The organism is Cloacibacterium normanense, from assembly GCF_003860565.1.
Lineage (GTDB): Bacteria > Bacteroidota > Bacteroidia > Flavobacteriales > Weeksellaceae > Cloacibacterium > Cloacibacterium normanense.
The window spans coordinates 1,747,808-1,765,950 of record NZ_CP034157.1 but is presented as its reverse complement, the minus strand read 5'-3'; the positions used below and the strand labels follow the sequence as shown (position 1 = coordinate 1,765,950).

At 32.5% G+C, this 18,143-nt stretch carries 19 protein-coding genes and 1 pseudogene; 8 read left to right on the top strand and 12 right to left on the bottom strand.

Translation table 11 applies throughout. From position 1 onward, the window contains the following. Window positions 1–63 precede the first annotated feature (63 nt). On the top strand, window positions 64–1,362 hold the full coding sequence (gene hemL / locus EB819_RS08120; protein WP_069797821.1) for a glutamate-1-semialdehyde 2,1-aminomutase: 1,299 nt from the start codon (window positions 64–66) through the stop codon (window positions 1,360–1,362). A gap of 89 nt (window positions 1,363–1,451) precedes the next feature. Here the strand turns inward: hemL and EB819_RS08115 are convergent, their stop codons facing one another. From EB819_RS08115 to EB819_RS08070, 10 genes and pseudogenes are all read right to left on the bottom strand, one after another. Next, window positions 1,452–2,867 carry a CCA tRNA nucleotidyltransferase gene (locus tag EB819_RS08115; RefSeq protein ID WP_069797819.1) on the bottom strand — a complete coding sequence of 472 codons (1,416 nt, stop codon included), beginning with the start codon at window positions 2,865–2,867 and terminating at the stop codon, window positions 1,452–1,454. A gap of 186 nt (window positions 2,868–3,053) precedes the next feature. Beyond that, window positions 3,054–3,602 (bottom strand): L-threonylcarbamoyladenylate synthase, encoded by a 549-nt coding sequence (locus EB819_RS08110; protein WP_069797817.1) that lies wholly within the window; start codon window positions 3,600–3,602, stop codon window positions 3,054–3,056. 2 nt (window positions 3,603–3,604) lie between these two features. Further along, entirely contained in the window at window positions 3,605–4,213 is a 609-nt protein-coding gene (locus EB819_RS08105) for a hypothetical protein (protein WP_124878724.1), read from the bottom strand. A 68-nt stretch (window positions 4,214–4,281) separates the two neighbouring features. Continuing rightward, a pseudogene (gene tnpA / locus EB819_RS13060) lies at window positions 4,282–4,727 on the bottom strand (IS200/IS605 family transposase). A gap of 156 nt (window positions 4,728–4,883) precedes the next feature. After that, a complete protein-coding gene (locus EB819_RS08095; RefSeq protein ID WP_069797813.1) occupies window positions 4,884–5,390 on the bottom strand; it encodes a DinB family protein in 507 nt (168 codons plus the stop codon). Between the two features lie 83 nt (window positions 5,391–5,473). Beyond that, a complete protein-coding gene (locus tag EB819_RS08090; RefSeq protein WP_069797811.1) occupies window positions 5,474–5,920 on the bottom strand; it encodes a GNAT family N-acetyltransferase in 447 nt (148 codons plus the stop codon). 6 nt (window positions 5,921–5,926) lie between these two features. Next, window positions 5,927–7,066: a trans-sulfuration enzyme family protein gene (locus EB819_RS08085; RefSeq protein WP_069797809.1), complete on the bottom strand. Its 1,140-nt coding sequence runs from the start codon at window positions 7,064–7,066 to the stop codon at window positions 5,927–5,929. 80 nt (window positions 7,067–7,146) lie between these two features. Continuing rightward, entirely contained in the window at window positions 7,147–7,470 is a 324-nt protein-coding gene (gldC, locus tag EB819_RS08080) for a gliding motility protein GldC (protein WP_069797807.1), read from the bottom strand. Between the two features lie 69 nt (window positions 7,471–7,539). Next, window positions 7,540–8,520 (bottom strand): gliding motility lipoprotein GldB, encoded by a 981-nt coding sequence (gldB, locus tag EB819_RS08075; RefSeq protein WP_069797805.1) that lies wholly within the window; start codon window positions 8,518–8,520, stop codon window positions 7,540–7,542. 2 nt (window positions 8,521–8,522) lie between these two features. Then, complete coding sequence (locus EB819_RS08070; RefSeq protein WP_069797803.1) at window positions 8,523–8,951, bottom strand: hypothetical protein; 429 nt, start codon at window positions 8,949–8,951, stop codon at window positions 8,523–8,525. Between the two features lie 39 nt (window positions 8,952–8,990). Between EB819_RS08070 and nadE the strand changes: the two genes are divergently transcribed. The 4 genes from nadE to EB819_RS08050 all read left to right on the top strand — a co-directional run bounded on the left by nadE (window position 8,991) and on the right by EB819_RS08050 (window position 11,446). Then, window positions 8,991–9,782, top strand: a complete 792-nt coding sequence (gene nadE, locus EB819_RS08065; RefSeq protein ID WP_069797801.1) for an NAD(+) synthase — start codon at window positions 8,991–8,993, stop codon at window positions 9,780–9,782. Between the two features lie 121 nt (window positions 9,783–9,903). After that, a complete protein-coding gene (locus EB819_RS08060) occupies window positions 9,904–10,485 on the top strand; it encodes a ribonuclease domain-containing protein (RefSeq protein WP_069797799.1) in 582 nt (193 codons plus the stop codon). Between the two features lie 25 nt (window positions 10,486–10,510). After that, on the top strand, window positions 10,511–11,128 hold the full coding sequence (locus EB819_RS08055) for a matrixin family metalloprotease (RefSeq protein WP_069797833.1): 618 nt from the start codon (window positions 10,511–10,513) through the stop codon (window positions 11,126–11,128). Between the two features lie 30 nt (window positions 11,129–11,158). Further along, window positions 11,159–11,446, top strand: a complete 288-nt coding sequence (locus tag EB819_RS08050) for a barstar family protein (protein ID WP_124878722.1) — start codon at window positions 11,159–11,161, stop codon at window positions 11,444–11,446. Window positions 11,447–11,568: 122 nt separating this feature from the next. Here EB819_RS08050 and EB819_RS08045 read toward each other — a convergent pair whose 3' ends face one another. Both EB819_RS08045 and EB819_RS08040 read right to left on the bottom strand, forming a co-directional pair. Then, entirely contained in the window at window positions 11,569–12,762 is a 1,194-nt protein-coding gene (locus tag EB819_RS08045) for a beta-helix domain-containing protein (protein ID WP_069797795.1), read from the bottom strand. A gap of 42 nt (window positions 12,763–12,804) precedes the next feature. Beyond that, window positions 12,805–15,402: a TonB-dependent receptor plug domain-containing protein gene (locus EB819_RS08040; protein ID WP_069797793.1), complete on the bottom strand. Its 2,598-nt coding sequence runs from the start codon at window positions 15,400–15,402 to the stop codon at window positions 12,805–12,807. Between the two features lie 182 nt (window positions 15,403–15,584). On the opposite strand from EB819_RS08040, the gene EB819_RS08035 reads away from it, so the two are divergent. From EB819_RS08035 to EB819_RS08025, 3 genes are all read left to right on the top strand, one after another. Beyond that, the gene (locus EB819_RS08035; RefSeq protein WP_069797791.1) at window positions 15,585–16,262 is read left to right on the top strand and encodes a response regulator transcription factor; all 678 of its coding nucleotides are present in this window, start codon (window positions 15,585–15,587) and stop codon (window positions 16,260–16,262) included. Window positions 16,263–16,289: 27 nt separating this feature from the next. After that, window positions 16,290–17,309, top strand: a complete 1,020-nt coding sequence (locus EB819_RS08030) for a sensor histidine kinase (protein ID WP_069797789.1) — start codon at window positions 16,290–16,292, stop codon at window positions 17,307–17,309. Window positions 17,310–17,498: 189 nt separating this feature from the next. Next, the gene (locus EB819_RS08025) at window positions 17,499–18,080 is read left to right on the top strand and encodes an IS1096 element passenger TnpR family protein (protein WP_069797786.1); all 582 of its coding nucleotides are present in this window, start codon (window positions 17,499–17,501) and stop codon (window positions 18,078–18,080) included. Window positions 18,081–18,143 lie beyond the last annotated feature (63 nt).

Sequence of the window (18,143 nt, the reverse complement as noted above, 5' to 3'; positions counted from 1 at the left end):
ATGAAGAATCTGAAATTTTTATGAAGGACACGCCCAAAACATTAAAAAAATAAATTCAAAATTATGTTATATCAAAGAAGTTCGGCTTTATTTGAAGAGGCGTACAAATATATTCCAGGAGGTGTTAATTCGCCAGTTCGTGCTTTCAAATCTGTAGGAGGAGTTCCTATTTTTATGAAATCTGCGAAAGGTGCTTATTTAACAGATGCAGATGACAGAACGTATGTAGATTACATCAATTCTTGGGGACCAGCAATTGTAGGTCACGCTCATGATGAGGTAGTAGAAGCGGTAAAATTACAAGCAGAAAAAGGCTTTTCTTTTGGTGCGCCTACAGAATTAGAAACCGAAATTGCAAAATTTATCATCGAAAATGTTCCGAATATTGACCAAATCAGAATGGTTTCCTCTGGTACAGAAGCTTGTATGAGTGCCATCAGATTAGCAAGAGGTTATACAGGAAGAGAAAAAATAATCAAATTTGAAGGTTGTTATCACGGTCATTCTGATTCATTTTTGATTAAAGCAGGAAGTGGAGCGGCAACTTTTGGGAATCCAAATTCACCGGGAGTAACTTCAGGAACTGCAAAAGATACACTTTTAGCAAAATACAATGATATAGAACAAGTAGAGGATTTGTTCCGTCATAATCAAGGAGAAATTGCTGCGATTATTGTAGAACCCGTTGCTGGAAATATGGGTTGCGTTTTGCCAGAAAATAATTTCCTTCAAAATCTAAGAAAAGTTTGTGATGAAAATGGCGCTTTATTGATTTTTGATGAAGTGATGACTGGTTTCCGTTTGGGTTTTGGCGGTGCGCAAGAACTTTTTAACATAAAAGCAGATATTGTGACTTACGGAAAAGTAATTGGCGGCGGAATGCCAGTTGGTGCTTTTGCTGCAAGAAACGAAATTATGAATAAACTTTCGCCAAGAGGTGATGTTTATCAAGCGGGAACTTTAAGTGGAAATCCTCTCGCAATGAGAGCTGGACTTACAACGCTTCAACTCATTAAAAACAATCCTAATTTCTACGAAAAATTAAATAAAACTACAGAAACGCTGGATTTTGAAATTGGTAAAATCCTAAATTCTAAGGGAATTGCCCATAAAATCAACAGAAAAGGAAGTATGATGAGTGTTTTCTTCCATACGAACAGAGTTTCTAATTTTGAGGAAGCTGCGGATTCTAACCATTCATTATTCAATAATTTCTTCCATCAGTTGTTGGCTCAGGGAATTTATCTTCCACCAAGTGGTTATGAAACGTGGTTTATTTCTGATGCAATAAACGACACCGAAATTGATAAAACGCTTGAAGCGGTTAGAAATTTTGATTATTCAGATAAAGTAGAAGACTAAAATAAAATCCCTCAAATTTTTGAGGGATTTTTTTATTGCCACGAATACACAAATATTTTTAAAATTAATTCGTGCATTAGTGGCATAATTTATACTTCCAAACCTAAAAGTTTCGCTTCTTTAATCACGAAATTTCTAGCTTCGTCTTTATCGTTAGCAATTATGCCTTCTAAAATCGCTTCTTTTACTTTTTCTTTCAAAATTCCAATTTCCCTGCCCGGTTTTAAGTTGAAAAGTTCCATTATTTCTTCTCCAGAAATCGGAGGTTGAAAATTTCTAACTTGATCTTTTTCTTCAACTTCTTTTATTTTTTTGGCTACGTATTCAAAATTTTTCTTGAATTTTTCCTGTTTCGAAGCATTTTTCGTGGTGATGTCTGCTTTACAAAGCGTGAACAAATCTTCTAAATCTTCACCAGCATCAAAAAGCAATCTTCTCAAGGCAGAATCCGAAGTTCCATCATCAATCAAAGCAATCGGTCTGGATGAAAGTTTCACCATTTTTTGAACATATTTCATGTCTGGTCCTAATGGTAATTTCAGTCTCGTGAAAAGATTTTTCACCATTTTAGAGCCTAGAAATTCGTGTCCATGGAAAGTCCAACCAATTTTTTCTACAAATTTTTTAGTCGGTGCTTTTCCGATATCGTGCAATAAAGCAGCCCATCTTAACCAAAGACTATCGGTGTTTTTAGAAATATTATCCACTACTTCTAGTGTGTGCCAAAAATTATCTTTGTGCGTTTGTCCTTCTACTTCTTCAATGCCTTTCAGTGCTGTTAATTCTGGGATTATTTTTTCTAAAAGAGTAGTTTCTTCCATCAATTTTAAACCAACCGAAGGTTTTTCGCTCAACATAATTTTGTTGAATTCTACCATAATCCTTTCCATCGAAACAATTTTGATGCGTTCTGCTTCTTGTTTGATGGCTTCGAGAGAATTTTTCTCAATTTCAAAATGTAAAACCGAAGCAAATCTAATCGCTCTCATCATTCTGAGAGGATCATCAGAATACGTTTGCGCAGGTTCTAGAGGCGTTCGCAGAATTTTGTTCTGCATATCTTCTCTTCCGTTAAAAGGATCAATCAGTTCTCCAAAATTTTCTTCATTCAGAGAAATTGCAAGAGCATTTACAGTGAAATCTCTGCGTTTTTGGTCGTCTTCTAAAGTTCCAGTTTCTACCGCTGGTTTTCTAGAATCTTCGGAATAACTTTCTTTTCTGGCGCCCACAAATTCCAAATCCAAATCTTGGTATTTAATCATCGCAGTTCCATAAGTTTTGAACACAGAAACCTTCAAATCTCCGAGTTCTTTTCCTACCGCTTTTGCGAGTTCTATTCCGCTTTGATCGGTTACAAAATCGATGTCTGTTGGTGCTTTTCTTTGCATCAACAAATCCCGAACGTAACCGCCAACAATATAAACCGTTTGGTTATTTTCTTGGGCGACTTTAGAAATGATTTTAAAAAGTTTGAAATTTTTATTTTGAGTTAAATTGATTTTCATTTTTGTATAAAAACTCTCGCAGATTGAGCCGATTTTGCAGGTTTAATCTGCGGTTTCTGCTAAATCTGCGAGAAATTAATTTTTTGCAAAGATAATATTAAAACACAGAGACACCAAGAAAAACACAGAGAACACAAAGTAGTTGCTCTGTGTTCTCTGTTTAACCTCAGTTTCGCTGTGGTAAGACTACTCGCGAAGTACTTTCACTCTTCCGTCACTCCAAACTTTTATCACTGATGAACCAGAATATTTGGAAACGCTTTCTCTGTTTTCTTCTACTGCATAATCTACCGCATCAATCAGTTCTTGCGAGATGTCAGAGAATTTCAATGGTGATTTGTCTCCGCTAAAATTGGCAGAAGTAGAAACCAAAGGTTTATTGAGTTTAGAAATCAATTTTTTGCAAAAATCATCTTTTACCAATCTAATTCCGATGCTTCCATCTTCAGCTAAAATTTCTTTGGGTAAATTTTTAGGATTTTCGTAAACGATGGTGACTGGTTTTTCAGACAAATCAATAATTTGCCAAGCCATTTCTGGAACGTCTACCAAATCTTGTAATCGGCGTTCGTTTTCCACCAAAATAATCATGGATTTGGTTTTCTCACGCTTTTTGATTTCAAAAATTTTGTTGATGGCTTCTACATTGGTTGCGTCACAGCCAATTCCCCAAATCGTATCCGTAGGATAGAGGATTACGCCGCCGTTTTTTAATATTTCTAGTGCTTTTTCCATAATTATTTAGAATTTTCTTCAAATTCTGATTTTAGTTCTACAATATTAGGATTTCTTGATGAAAAAATGATGGTTTCAATGTCTCCAATATTTTTTAAAGTATCTTTCAAAAACAAATTTTTTGAAATCTTTTCATTGTTAAATTCAAAATTTATTATTGCTCTTTTTTTGCCTTTATAATATGAAATTTGTTCAATTTTAACTGATTTTTCAATTCCGTAATAGGTTAAATCTGTGTATTCTACGAAATTTACAATTTTATAGAAAGCTAAAATTAAAATAAAAAATGTAGGAAAAGCAATTAGAGAAAAAGTGTTTTTTAATTTTTTTGCAGTTTCAAGCCCTAATTTTTCATAATAATATCCATTCATTGCTAAATTAAAAGGACTTATGAAACCAATTTTTTCAATATTTTTAAATACAATAATTCCGCTGATTAATATTGATAAAAATCCAATTCCAAGGCAACAAATTATTGTTGCAAAAACGATTATAAAAAATTGACCTGAATTTAAATCAATTTTCCACCAAAAATGATAAGCTAATAAGAATGAAACTCCAATTAATAGAACAGAAATTAATAAATATTGTATGGTGATTTTGAAATTCATTTTCATCAATAGGAGCGGGCTTTAGCCCGTTTTCAAAATTAGTAATTCTTATTGGCTTTAGCCAAAACTTATTCTTTATCTTTTAATTTTTCAAAATTATATTTTTCTATAAATTCTTGATATTCCTCTGCGAAAGTTTTTTTCTGATGATGTTTTTCTTGATTTTTGATGTAATTTCTAACATTTTCAATCATAGATTCTGAAACAGAAACTGCAAAATATTCATCTTGCCAAGCAAATTTTTCTTTTGTCAATTGATTTTGGTTAAGCCAATGTGAAGATTCTCCTTTTATTAGCTGAACTATTTTCTCAATATTTTGACTAAAACCTAAAGAGATTAAACAATATGACAATGATCTGAATATCCATTTATCATATCAATAAAAATACCTTTTTCCGTGGCGTTTTGTTTGATATGTTTCCAAAGTTTAATTCTTAAATCCGAAGAATTTAGGAGTGGTTTTCTGTCTAGCGTTGAAAACACAAAATGAATGTAAATTTTGATAAAAGGCATTTTAGTTTTTTTTATCAAAAATAATAAAAATTTAGGTTTTGGCTAAAGCCAAAGGAATTTATTTTACTAAAAAAACGGGCTAAAGCCCGTTCCTATTGATAATATTAAATGGTTTTAAAAATGATTTCAAAATTTCTGTGAAAATCTGTGGGAAATTTATTTCAAATTCGGTAAATATCTTTCCTCAACTATTTTTAAATGATGAAAATTATGTCCCACGATTAATCTTCCGATGGTTTCTACAGAAATTTTGTTTCCGTTGGCTTTTCCAGTGTTGGTAAGTGCTGCATTTTGTAAATTTTCGAAGAAAATGATAGACGTTTGTCTCACAATTCTGAACTCTTCTAACAAACTTACCAAAGTTCTATCGTTAGCAAAAGAATTTGCAGCAAATAAATCTTCATCAAAACCAGACAATTCGGTTTGGTCTTTTCTGGCAAAACGAAGAGCTCTGTATTGGAAAATTTTTTCGGTGTCAATTAAATGAAGAAGCAATTCCTTGAGCGTCCATTTTCCTTCTGCGTAGGCAAAAAGTGATTTTTCATTGTCTAAACCAGAAAAAATCTGAATGGTTTCTGCTCCAGAATTGATCATTTCTTCCAACCAATTATCAGATGGAATTAGGTCTAAATATCTTTGAATATATTTTTGAAATTCAGTCATAATTATTTACGATTTACGATTTGAGATATTGGATTTAAAATTTTTCATTATTCTGTTAGAAATCGTAAATCCAAAATCAAAGATTAAATAGGATTAGTCCATTCATAAAAATTGGCGTAATTATAATGTTCAAAACCACAACTCGGATAAAGTTGGTTGCCAATTTCGTTGGTTTTATCGGTTTCTAGAAGAATTCCGCAAGCTTTTGTTTCTATACAAAGTTCTTTTGCGCTTTCAATCAAAGCTTTAGAATGACCTTTTCCTCTGTGATTTTCATTGACGAATAAATCATTTAAAAGCCAATATCTTTTCATTCTTGTTGAAGAAAACAAAGGATATAATTGAGTAAAACCGGTCAAAATACCGTTTTCTTCTGCTACGAAAATTTCAGAATCTTGGTTTTCTAATCTTTCTTTTAGAAAATTTTCAGCACCTTCAATATCACTTTCCTTGTGATAAAAACTTCTGTATTGGTCAAATAAATTTGACAGTTGTGGTAAATCTTCTAAAGTGGCTTTTCTCGTCAACATAGATTTTTAATTAAAAGCCTGTTCTATATCTGCAATTAAATCTTCTACATCTTCAATACCGCAACTTAAACGAACCAAATCATCGGTAATGCCTAATTCTGCACGTTTTTCTGCAGGAATAGAAGCGTGAGTCATTAAAGCTGGATGATTTGCCAAAGACTCTACACCTCCCAAACTTTCGGCCAAAGTGAAGACTTTCAATTTTTCTAAAAATTGGATAGAATCTTCCTTTTTACCCGATTTGAAAGTAAAAGAAATCATTCCGCCGAAAGTTTTCATTTGTTTTTTTGCCAATTCTAACTGAGGATTGCTCGCTAAATTTGGATAAAAGACTTTATCTACTTTTGGATGATTTTGTAAATATTCAGCAATTTTTTGTCCGTTTTCAGAATGTCTTTGAACTCTTAAAGCCAAAGTTTTAATTCCTCTCAAAACCAAATAAGAGTCGTGAGGTCCTAAAATTCCGCCACTTGCAAACTGAATAAAATGAAGTTTTTCTCCTAATTCTGGAGTTTTGGCAATTAAAGCTCCTGCAATAACATCAGAATGTCCGCCTAAATATTTGGTAGCAGAATGCATCACAATATCTGCACCTAAATCTAATGGAGTCTGAATATAAGGTGTTGCAAAAGTGTTATCCACCGCTAAAAGAATATCTTTTCCTTTGATGAGTTCTGCAACTTTTTGAATGTCAACTAATTTCATTAAAGGATTGGTTGGGGTTTCCAGCCAAACCAATTTGGTTTTTTCGTTAATCAGCGGAAGAATATTTTCTGGATTTTCTAAGTTTACAAAGTGAAATTTCAGTTGATATTTCTCGAAAAGTCTGGTAAACATTCTATAACTTCCTCCGTATAAATCGTCTACAGCGATGATTTCGTCTCCTGGATTTAATAATTTCAAAACGCAATCTATTGCTGCTAAACCAGAACCAAAAGCCAAACCTCTAGCTCCGTTTTCTATGGAAGCGAGTGCGTCTTCTAACGCTTGTCTAGTAGGATTTGCCGCTCTAGAATATTCGTAACCTGAATGTTCTCCTGGAGATTTTTGTGCGAATGTAGATGTTAAAAATACTGGAACGTTTACAGAACCTGTTACTTTTTCGTGGCTTTGATTGCCGTGTATTACTTTAGTATTGAATTTCATTTGTTGATGTATTGATTAGTTGGTTTGTTGATTTGATGATGTATAAAATTAACACATCATCTCATTCACAAATTATCACATTATTTAATTTTACTCATAAAAGCGAAATCTTCCGCAAATTCTTGAATTTTTTCGGCTACATCATCTTCGCCAGTTGCTCTTTGATAAGTATGACCAAGAGAAACAAAAATCTGATGAAGGAACATTTTCATTTGATCTACAGGCATATCTTTAGTCCATAAATCGATGCGTAATGCTTCCATTGCTTTTTCGTCCCAAACTGAAATCATGGTGGCTTTGGTTTCTTGATTTTCTACACCACCATCTTGAGCATTCCAAGTCATTTTTTCTGGAACGTGGTTTTCATCTAATTCTACGTTAATTGTTATCTGTGTTTGTCTCATTTTTTGGAGTTTCGAGTTCCGAGTTTCGAGTTCCGAGTTTACCTCGTAACACGCATCTCGCATCTCTTTTTAATTTTTAGGTTTATAATTACTGTTGTTAAATATTTCTGTTGCAGGTAAATGCAAGAATTTTTGCAAAGTCACCTCAGGATTTTTTTCTAAATATTGTCTGCAAATCTGCCAACCGATAAAAGCACCCACTCTTGGTGAAGATTTTGGATCAATTTCGGTGTAGAATTTAGAAAATGGAGCTTTTGCCAAAAATCTTTCGTCTAATCTATTGTCATCGCTAAAAAGCAGGTCGTTTTCTACAAAATAATTCCAAATATTTTCTTCATTTGAAATCGCCCAAGATTGTTGGTCTTTAGAATAATGTATTTTGTATTGATCCATCGTTTCAGGAAGAAAAGCGTCTTGGAGAATCATTAACTTTCCAAAATTGATGATTTTGTCCAAAAATTTATTGTGGTCTGGAGTTGCAGGAACATAATCTGCAGCAATGGTTTCTGCTACTTTTGGCAAAACGTTTTGAGGCGTCATTTCTTTTCTCATGTAAACATCTATCCCTTCATAAAATTCTGATTTTTCGCCTAAAAATGCAGATAAGTCTATGAAAAGTACACCTTTATTTGGAACATACAAAATAGGTTCTTCATACAATTCTGTAGCCGAAGAAAACACGTAAACTTGTGGAATTTTAAATTCAGGGAAATAGTATTTTATGTGAGCAAAAAGTGCAGCCAATTGTTTTTCTAAATTCGCCAGATTATTTTTATTTAGAGCATCTTTATAGACTCTTTTTTCGATGGCATCTGCACGTTTTTTCTCGTAAGTAGCATCAGGAACTTGTGGCGCCAAGAAAAAACCAAAATCTTTTTTGAAATTCTGAAAAGGAATTTTATCATTATAAAAAGCTGCAGAAATATCAGTAATTTTTACAGGTTCAGTAGTTTTAATTTCTACATTCCAACGGTTTTCTGTTTCTTTTTTGCAAGAAAAAAGTACGAAAGAAAATGCGAGAAGTAAAAAGTATGTGATTGTTTTTTTCATAATTATTGTTCCCATTTTGGTGCATTAAATATTTGTGTTTCGTTTCCTTGTTCAAAATTCACATCTATTCTTGTAAATTGGTCTTCAAAAGATTTGTAATTTTTAATAATAATTGGTTGATATCCTTTTAAAATATATTTTAAGTCATAATTTCCATTAGGAATTTTAATCAAATAATTTCCATCTAAATCAGTTTTTACAATAATTCTTTTTGAATGATTTATTTCAACTTCAAATTTTCCTGCTCCAATAATTTTATCTAAAGTAACAATTTTGATTGCTTTTCCTTCAATAAATCCATTAACATTATCTCCATAACCTCCATAATGAAATCTCACAACTCTACTTTTTTCAAAATCTTTTTTCTTTTCACAAGAAATTAAGAAAGAAATTGAAACTAAAAAAATCAATAAAAATCTAAAAAACTTCATTATTTTTACAAAAAATTAGTTTCGCAAAAATACAATAAAATGCAATCAGAAAAAATAATTGAAAGAATAGTTTCTTGGCTAAAAGATTACGCTACAAAAGCAGGAGTAAAAGGTTATGTAATTGGAGTTTCGGGTGGAGTAGATTCTGGTGTGGTATCTACACTTTGTGCCATGACTGGACTTAAAGTTTTGGCTCTAGAAATGCCAATTCGTCAACAAAAAGATCAAGCTTCTCGTGCTTTAGAGCATATAGAATTTCTAAAAAATAAATTTCCAAATGTGGAAGGTTTCTCAGTAGATTTAAATGAACCTTTCGAAGCGTTATACAAAACTTTTGATGTAAAAGATAATGAATTTCCTGCGGAAAAATTAGCTTTTGCCAATACCAGAAGCAGATTGAGAATGCTCACTTTGTATTATTACGGACAAATCAATGGACTTTTAGTTTGTGGAACTGGGAATAAAGTGGAAGATTTCGGAATTGGTTTTTACACGAAATACGGAGATGGTGGAGTAGATGTTTCGCCGATTGCAGATTTGTACAAAACCGAAGTGTATGCTTTGGCAAGAGCTTTAGATTTGCCAGAATCTATTAAAAATGCCATTCCAACTGATGGACTTTGGGATGTAGATAGAACCGATGAGCAACAAATTGGAGCTACTTATCCTGAATTGGAAAAAATCCAAAAAGAATGGGGAACCAAAACCGAAAGCGATTATTCTGGAAGAGACTTGGAAGTTTATAAAATTTTCAGCAGAATGCACAAAGCAGCACAACATAAAATGAATCCAATTCCGGTATGCGATATTCCGGAAGAGTGGAGAAGTTAATTAAAAATTTGTTTATTTGGGCAGCTATTTCCGCCTTCCGCTCCCGCTTTTTTTATTTTTTTGCAAAAAATAAAAAAGAGCTTCACTCAAGTCGGGCTGCAAAAACTGAGAAAACATAATTATGCAAAACAAAAAATCGTTACTTTATATTTTTCTGGCTTTCGTGGCAGGATTGTTATTGATGTATCTTTTCAATAACTATAAAATCGAGAAAAAAGACACATCAGAAAATTCAGAAATTTCTTACAGAAAATCTGACAATCAGAAATCTGAAAGTTCTTATTCTTACGAAAATAATTCAAAGAAAAATCAAGACAATTTTGAGGAAAGAAAGTCTGATTTTTCTGATGATAATAATGCTTCCAAGAATAATATTGATGAACTTACCAATGATGAATTGGTGGTGAAATATCTAAAAGAACATGGAGAATTGCCCGATTATTACATCACAAAATCAGAAGCAAAATCTATGGGTTGGGTTCCAAGCAAAGGAAATCTTTGCGAAGTTGCTCCCGGAAAGGCTATTGGTGGTGATATCTGGACAAATCGACAAAAATCTCTTCCTACAAAATCTGGACGAAAATATTTCGAAGCAGACCTTAATTACAATTGCGGCAATAGAAATGCAGATAGAGTAGTTTTTTCTAATGATGGTTTGGTTTTCGTGACGTTTGATCATTACAGAAGTTTCGAGGAAAAATAATTTGATAGAAGTTGGATGGTGGAAGATGGAGGTTTTTAAAAAATATATTTTTTATATTCTATTGTTTTTATTGATTTTTTCTTGTGAAAAGTCAAAAGAAAATGTAATAAAAAATCAAGAAATTGTCACCATTCTTATTCAACCTTTTGAAGATATAAAACCTCAACAATTGTCAGAAATTTCCGAAAACATCAAAAAGATTTATCCTAATGTTAAGGTTTTGGAGCCTATAAAGTTCCCTAAAAATAGTTATTACAAACCTAGAAGCCGGTACAGAGCAGATTCTATTATTAAATTTTTAAAATTGAGAACACCTGAAAATTCTGTCACTATTGGTTTAACCAATAAAGATATTAGTGCAACCAAAGGCAAAATTGCAGATTTCGGGATTATGGGACTTGGTTATAGACCTGGTTCTGCTTGTGTAGCTTCAAGTTTTAGGCTGAATTCTAAAAATAGAAATGAACAATTTTACAAGATTGCCATTCATGAATTAGGACATACACAAGGTTTAAAACATTGTCCAGAAAAAACATGCTTTATGAGAGATGCAGAAGGTGAAAATCATACAGATGAAGAAACAGATTTCTGCAAAAATTGTAAAATAGTATTAATAAGTAAACATTGGAAATTTGATAAATAAAAGTTTACTAACTTTGAAAATTGAAATAAAATTATGGAAGTATATATAGATTTTTTAGAAATTGGTGATTACGAGGATTTTTATGCTCAACTGAAAGAAAAATTGACTTTACCAGAGCATTTCGGGGATAATCTCGATGCGCTTTTTGATGTGATTACAGGCGAATTAGAAATGCCTCTACATTTAGAATTTGTTAATATGAGTGTAGAGCAATTAGAAATTTTCGAAGATTTACTCACTACTTTAGAAGATGCGGAAGATGAGGTAGAAGATTTTACTTTTGCCTATTATCTGGAGCAATATGAAGACGAGGAATAATTTTGATTGACGAATTAAGATTTTAGATTTACGATTTAAAAATTTAGATAAAAAAACGCCCCGAAAAATTTTTTCGGGGCGCATTCGTTAAAATCAAAAAACGGTTTTTAAATAAGAAGAAATTATTTAAGTGCTGTTAATAAATCTACACCATTTACAGTAGCCCAAGCTCCTGAAGTTAAAGAGATTTTCTTAACAGTGTTATCATTAGTGTACGTTTTTGGCTGAGTAGAAGTAAACGCATAGCCCCAATTTCCAAAATTGTCTGAATTCTGAACAAAAATTGGAGAAACTTTTACCTTATTGGTTAAAACTTGAGCCGTTTCTGTTCCTGCATCTTGAATAAGAACGGCAAATGCATTTTTACCGCCTAAGTTTTTATAACCATCGATAAATACATTGGTGAAAATTCCTGAACCTTGTTTCTTGAATTGGATGGCAGAAATTTCTGCAGAACCTGCAACTTCTGGGTTGGTTCCTGCTTCTCTAATTAAGGTAATTCCAGAGATTTTAGGAGCAGTATTGTCTGCATTAGAAGAAGATTCTATTTCCATCCCGAAGTTACCAATAGAAGTTTGATAAGCAAACCAGTTGCTATTGTTTTGTCCGCTCCATGAATCTTGCCAGTCAAAAGCATCATCGTAATTTCCGTAAGAGACTAAATTGCTTGCAGAAACCGTACCTCCGAAAAATTCATAACCATCATCAGTTCCTTTGTAAGCGACTAGATTTTCTAAAATTGTACCTGCACCTACTGCATAGAAAGTCATGGTATTGGTTTCAGAAGTTCCATCTCCAATTTTTCTTCCTCCGTATTCTACTCTTACATATTTCATTACGCCAGAGTTATCATTGGCATCGTTTCCGCCATAAGTTTGGTTGTTTCCGTCTTCAGATAATGCAGTAGAAGCACCGTTTGCAGCTTTTATAGGCGCATTTCCGTAGATGGTAATTCCTCCCCAATCTCCTGGTTTTTTATTATCTGAGGTAAAAATAATGGGTTCCGTAGCAGTTCCTTGAGCATCAATTTTGCCACCTTTTAGAACTACTAAACTTGTACCAACGCTAGATTTAGCTGTAAAAACTGCGCCCGGTTCTATGGTTAAGGTAATTCCGTCTGCTACTTTTACAATTCCTTCTAATGTATAATTTCCTTTTTTGATGGTAGTATTTTTAGTAATGGTTCCAGAAATAGTATTTCCTGTGAAAACATTGTCAGATTTCGGGATGTCATTATCTTCTCTTACTTCTATCGTACATGAAGTAATGCTTAAAAATAAAGTAAGAGATGCGATTGCTAGAAATTTGTTTTTCATTTTATTATTTTTATTGAGTTACGAATTATATTGGTTTAAGGATTAAAAACTGTATCCTACGGTTAAGCTATAAGTAGTTCCGCGTTTGAAATCAGTCATGATTAATGAATTACTGTCTACAGTTACTAAGCTGTTTTCGCCTAAATCTAGTTTGTACGTATCATTTAAGATATTCTGTACAGAGAATTTGTAGTTCCAGTTTTTATTAATCTGATTGCTGTACACAAAATCTAATTGATGGAATGGTTTTTCGTAGATGTTATCTAATTTACTGAAACCTACCCCATAGATTTTTTTTCCTGTAACGTTATATACTAATGAAGCTGTTCTAGAGAAATTGTTTCTGTTTTTGGTTTCATATTTTATATCTGCATTGATGGTAAAAGGAGCTGCACCTTGTAGAGTTCTTTTTCTATTAGCTTCTGCATCTGTTTCACCAGATTGTGCTGCACTTCTTTTTACTTCGGAATACATTAAAGTAGCATTAGCTCCCAAAGAGAATTTTTCTAAATTTTCGTGAATTCTTTTCAGGGCAAAAATTCCTTCTAATTCTATTCCTGCAAGAATGGCGTGTTTTGCGTTGTAGAAAGTAATGGTTTGTCCGTTAGAATTTCCAGAAGCTACGAAAGATCTCTCAATAGCATTGTCTATTTTTTTAGCAAAAAGGTTTACTGCAAAAAGTTCTTTAGATGTAGGGAAAACTTCATATTTTAAATCTAAATTGTAGTTTTCTGAGTTTTTTAAATCTTTGTTACCGATAATATTTTCGTTGTCAGGATTGATGTATGTAATCGGCATGTATTCTATCAAGATAGGTCTGGTAATGGTTTTACTTGCAGAAAATCTAATGTTAGAAGAATTGTTTAAGGTTTTCTTTACCGATAAACTTGGGAGAATGAAGGTTTGGTTTCTTTCTAGGTTTATGAATGGCGAATTAGGCAATGAATCTGAGTTTTTATAACGGGTAAGATTCGTATTGCTTTCTGCTCTCATTCCTAGTAAAATATCCCAATTTTGATTAGGTTTATAGTTGAATGTAAGATAACCAGCATTCACCAATTGATACATAAAACTTCTGTATTCAAAATTCCAAGCACTTTCTTGGAAATAGATTTCATTGTTTTGAATGGATTGATTAAGAGTGTCTTGTAGATTATCAATATCCACCATAATTCCTGCAGCATTGGTATTATTTCTTCCGAAGATGAAACGGTAAGAATTAGACCTTTTGTCAAAAAATCCGTTGTAACCTAAAGTAAAAGTATAAGGATACTCTTTACCAGATTTTTCACCAAGATTTAGCACATATTCTGCATATCCAGAAAAATAGTTTTTACCGTTTACATCTAGATATTGTCTGATGAAATTATTACCACCATAAGAAATTTCGGTTTCATTATTTGCATTAACTGGAGTTCCGTTAAAGATTTTTCTATCTGGCTGAGAAAAATGGTTATTTACCCAACTTGCTCCACCTCTAATTTGGTTTCTTTCATTGATTTTGTGAGAAGCAAAAAGCTGCACATCTGTAAATCTAGAAATATCTAACTGATTTACACGGAAGAATTCTGGCGCTTGGATCTGGTTGTTTCTATATCCACTGAAATCCTGAATCATATTGTCTGCATTCTGTAAGAAAATTGCATTCAAGTTGATTTCTGTTTTTTGAGATTTAAATCCTAAACCAAGTAAAGCCGAAGATTCTATTTCGTAATTGTATTGGGTTTTATTTAAGTTATTATTCAGAATAATAGAGTTCCCGTTATACACAAACTGGTTCTTTTTACCATTTCTGTATTCATAACTGCTTCCTTGGTTAATAGAAAATAGTAAACCAAGGCTAGAAGTATCATTTACTCTAAACTTTTGGGCAGTAGTAAAACCAATGCTGGTATTAGGTAAAGATTTTACCACATCTACATTCCAAGAATCTTTAAAAGAATGAATAGATTCATCCTTCGTAAATTGATAATTTTCTGGGATGTACCCTCTAACTTCTGAAGGTAGTTTACGATCTTCTGAATTGAGACCTACATAACCTTTCATGGTATTAGCATTTTCAGAAATCCTGAAATTTCTAAAACTACTCACCGAGTTTACTCCTACAGAAAATTCTACTTTGCTGAAAGGCTTTTCGTAAGTAAGAGTTTCTATGTCAAATGTTGCTCCTGCAAAATCTGCGTATAAGTTAGCATTGAATGTTTTATAGATATTTAATTTACCTACCACATCTGTAGGAAATTGTTTTAGAGCAATAATTTTTTGGAAAGGGTTATTAGATGGAGAACCTAAATTATTGATAAGTAGCGTGTTGTATCTTTCTTCTAAGCCGCGTACAAAAATTCCTCTTCCGTCTACAGTGTTTATTCCCGTCACTTTAGTAAGACCTTGTTCTACATTCGAAATTCCTTTTCTAGAAATTTCTTCTGTTCCCATACTTTGCTTTTGGATGATGGCTTTTTTCTGTTCTACTAAAATTGCGCTTTCAGATTTTTTATTGGCATTTCCTCTCAGTTGAACTCCTTCTATTACTTTTTCGTCTTTGGTTTTTACCGAATCTGTTTTGGTAACTTGAGCGAAAACCACTTGTTGCGAAGTCAATAAAAATAGGGCTGCTAAACTTATTTTTCTGTAATTCATTTTTTTACTTCTTATTTGGCGCAAAGAAATAAAGAAACACGTGCAAGTCTGGTTTAGCAAAAATTAATTTTGTTTTAATAAATCTTTACCAAAAATTCTTTTATGTTAAATTATTGTGAAGTTTTAAATATTCGTGTTTCCAATGTAAATTTTCATTAATTTTGAGAGGTTAAAATGTATAGATGAAAGGAAAAAAGATTCTTTTAATAGATGATGAACAAGATATTTTAGAAATCTTGTCATACAACCTCGAAAAAGAAGGATATCAGGTTTTTACAGCTAATAATGGCAATGAAGGCATCGTAAAAGCCAAAGAAATTATCCCAGATTTAATCTTACTAGATGTAATGATGCCAGAAAAAGATGGGATAGAAACGTGCCAAGAAATGCGTCAAATAAAAGAACTTCAAAAAACATTGATTGTTTTCTTGTCTGCTAGAAGCGAAGAATTTTCTCAGTTAGCAGGTTTTGATGCAGGAGCTAATGATTACATTGTAAAAATTATCAAGCCAAAAGTGCTTATTTCTAAAGTTAATGCACTTTTACAACTCACTACTCAAGTTGCAGAACAGTCTAAATTAATAGAACTAGGCGACTTAGTGATTGATAAAGATAATTTTAAAGTCACCAAAAACGGCGAACATTTCCTACTCCCGAAAAAAGAATTTGATTTGCTTTATCTTCTAGCTTCTAATACCCAAAAAGTTTTTAAAAGAGAAGAAATTTTAGACAAAGTTTGGGGGAATGATGTGATTGTAGGAGAAAGAACCATAGATGTACACATCAGAAGATTGAGAGAAAAATTAGGAGATAATTCTATACAGACTCTCAAAGGAATTGGCTACAAATTAGTAGTGTAATTCTACCTTTTTCTCAGAAAATGTAATATGAAAATTCATAGACTTTCGCTTTTTGCAGCATGTATTCTTACTTGCGCTATGGCAATTGTAGCCTTGGCTTTCAATTATGTGCAAGAAAAAGTGATTGCAGATACACAGTCTTTTTATTTTTATTTAAGTATCAGTCTCGTTTTTATAGCATTGCTTAATTATTTCGTGTTAGAATTACTCTTTAATTCTTACGGAAAGAAACAAATTAAGCGAATTTCTGATATTCTCCCCGAAAATATTCTTCAAGAGGAGGAAAATGTAAATTTCCAACAATTAGGTGAGAGAATCCAAAAAAACGTTTCAGAAATCGACATGATGAAAGAAATGGAAGATTACCGAAAAGAATACATCGGGAATGTTTCTCATGAGCTTAAAACGCCACTTTTTTCCATTCAAGGTTATGTAGAAACACTGAAAGATGGCGCTGTAGAAAATCTAAACATTAGAGATAAATATCTAGAACGCATAGGAAATTCTGTAGAACGATTACTGAACATCGTCACCGATTTAGACCAGATTTCTAAATACGAAGCCGCAGAAATTTCTATCAATTATTCTGTTTTTGATATCAATGCTTTAACAAAAGAAATCTTCGATTTATTAGAAATCGAAGCGCATAAAAAATCTGCAAAATTAGTTTTGCAAACCTCGCAAAGTGCTATTATGGTAAGAGCAGACAAGCAAAAAATTTCTCAAGTACTTACCAATCTTATTTCAAACGCCATTCATTATTCTAATAGAGAAGAAGCTTTGATTAAAGTAATCACCAAAACTGAGCAAGAAAAAGTGAAAATTATCGTGCAAGATAACGGAATGGGAATCAAGCCAGAAGTCTTGCCTAGAATTTTCGAAAGATTTTATAGGGTAGAAACCAGCAGAAACCGTAAAGACGGCGGTTCTGGACTAGGTCTTGCCATTGTAAAACATATTCTAGAAGCTCACCATCAAAGTATTACTGTAGAAAGCAAATATCTGGAAGGAACGCTCTTCACCTTTTATCTAGAAAAAGCTTTGTAGTATTAATTATTTCTGTATATTGGCACCAGAAAACGCTGGGAATTTAATAAAAACTTTTTTGAATAAAAATTTATTTTTTTAGAAAGTCAAATTTCTTTTGTTTTATCTTTGTAACCGAAATTTTAAACATCAAAATCAATAAAAATACTTTAATACAATTAGCTTCTAAATATTAGTAAAAAGTAAAATATGGTTTATAAAATTAGAGTAATTCTAGATTCAAAAGACAATATTTTTAGAGATATTGAAATTAAAGAAAAGCAAACCCTTTGGAATTTACATAACGGGATTAAAAGTGCTTTCAGTTTGCAAGGTGACGAATTGTCTATGTTCACAATTCTAGACGAAGAAGGAATGGAAGTAAAAACCGTTCCACTAGAAGACATGAGCGATGATGGTGACGGAGAAATTATGTCAGATGTTTATCTGATGGAAGCCTTCGAAGAAGTAGGAGACAAAGTGCAGTTTCAGTATGGTCTAATTGATTTATGGGAATTTTTCTGTGAATTGGTAGAGATTATAGACGAGAAACCTGCTGTAAATTATCCTATTACCGTTTTTAGATTTGGTAACGTTCCATTAAAGGCTCCAGGAAAATCTGGTGGCGCTTCTGGCAAAGCATCAGTTGCGGCAGCTTTCATGGATGATGATTTTGGAGATTTAGACGCAGACTTTAAAGATGATTTTGATGACGAGTTTGCTACGGAAGACGAAGACGAAGATGATGGTTTTGGTGATGATTTTATCGATGAAGGAGGGGAAGATGATTAAATAATATTGAAATTTATGATAAAAATCCGGAAAAGTTTTCCGGATTTTTTTATTGGTTTTAGA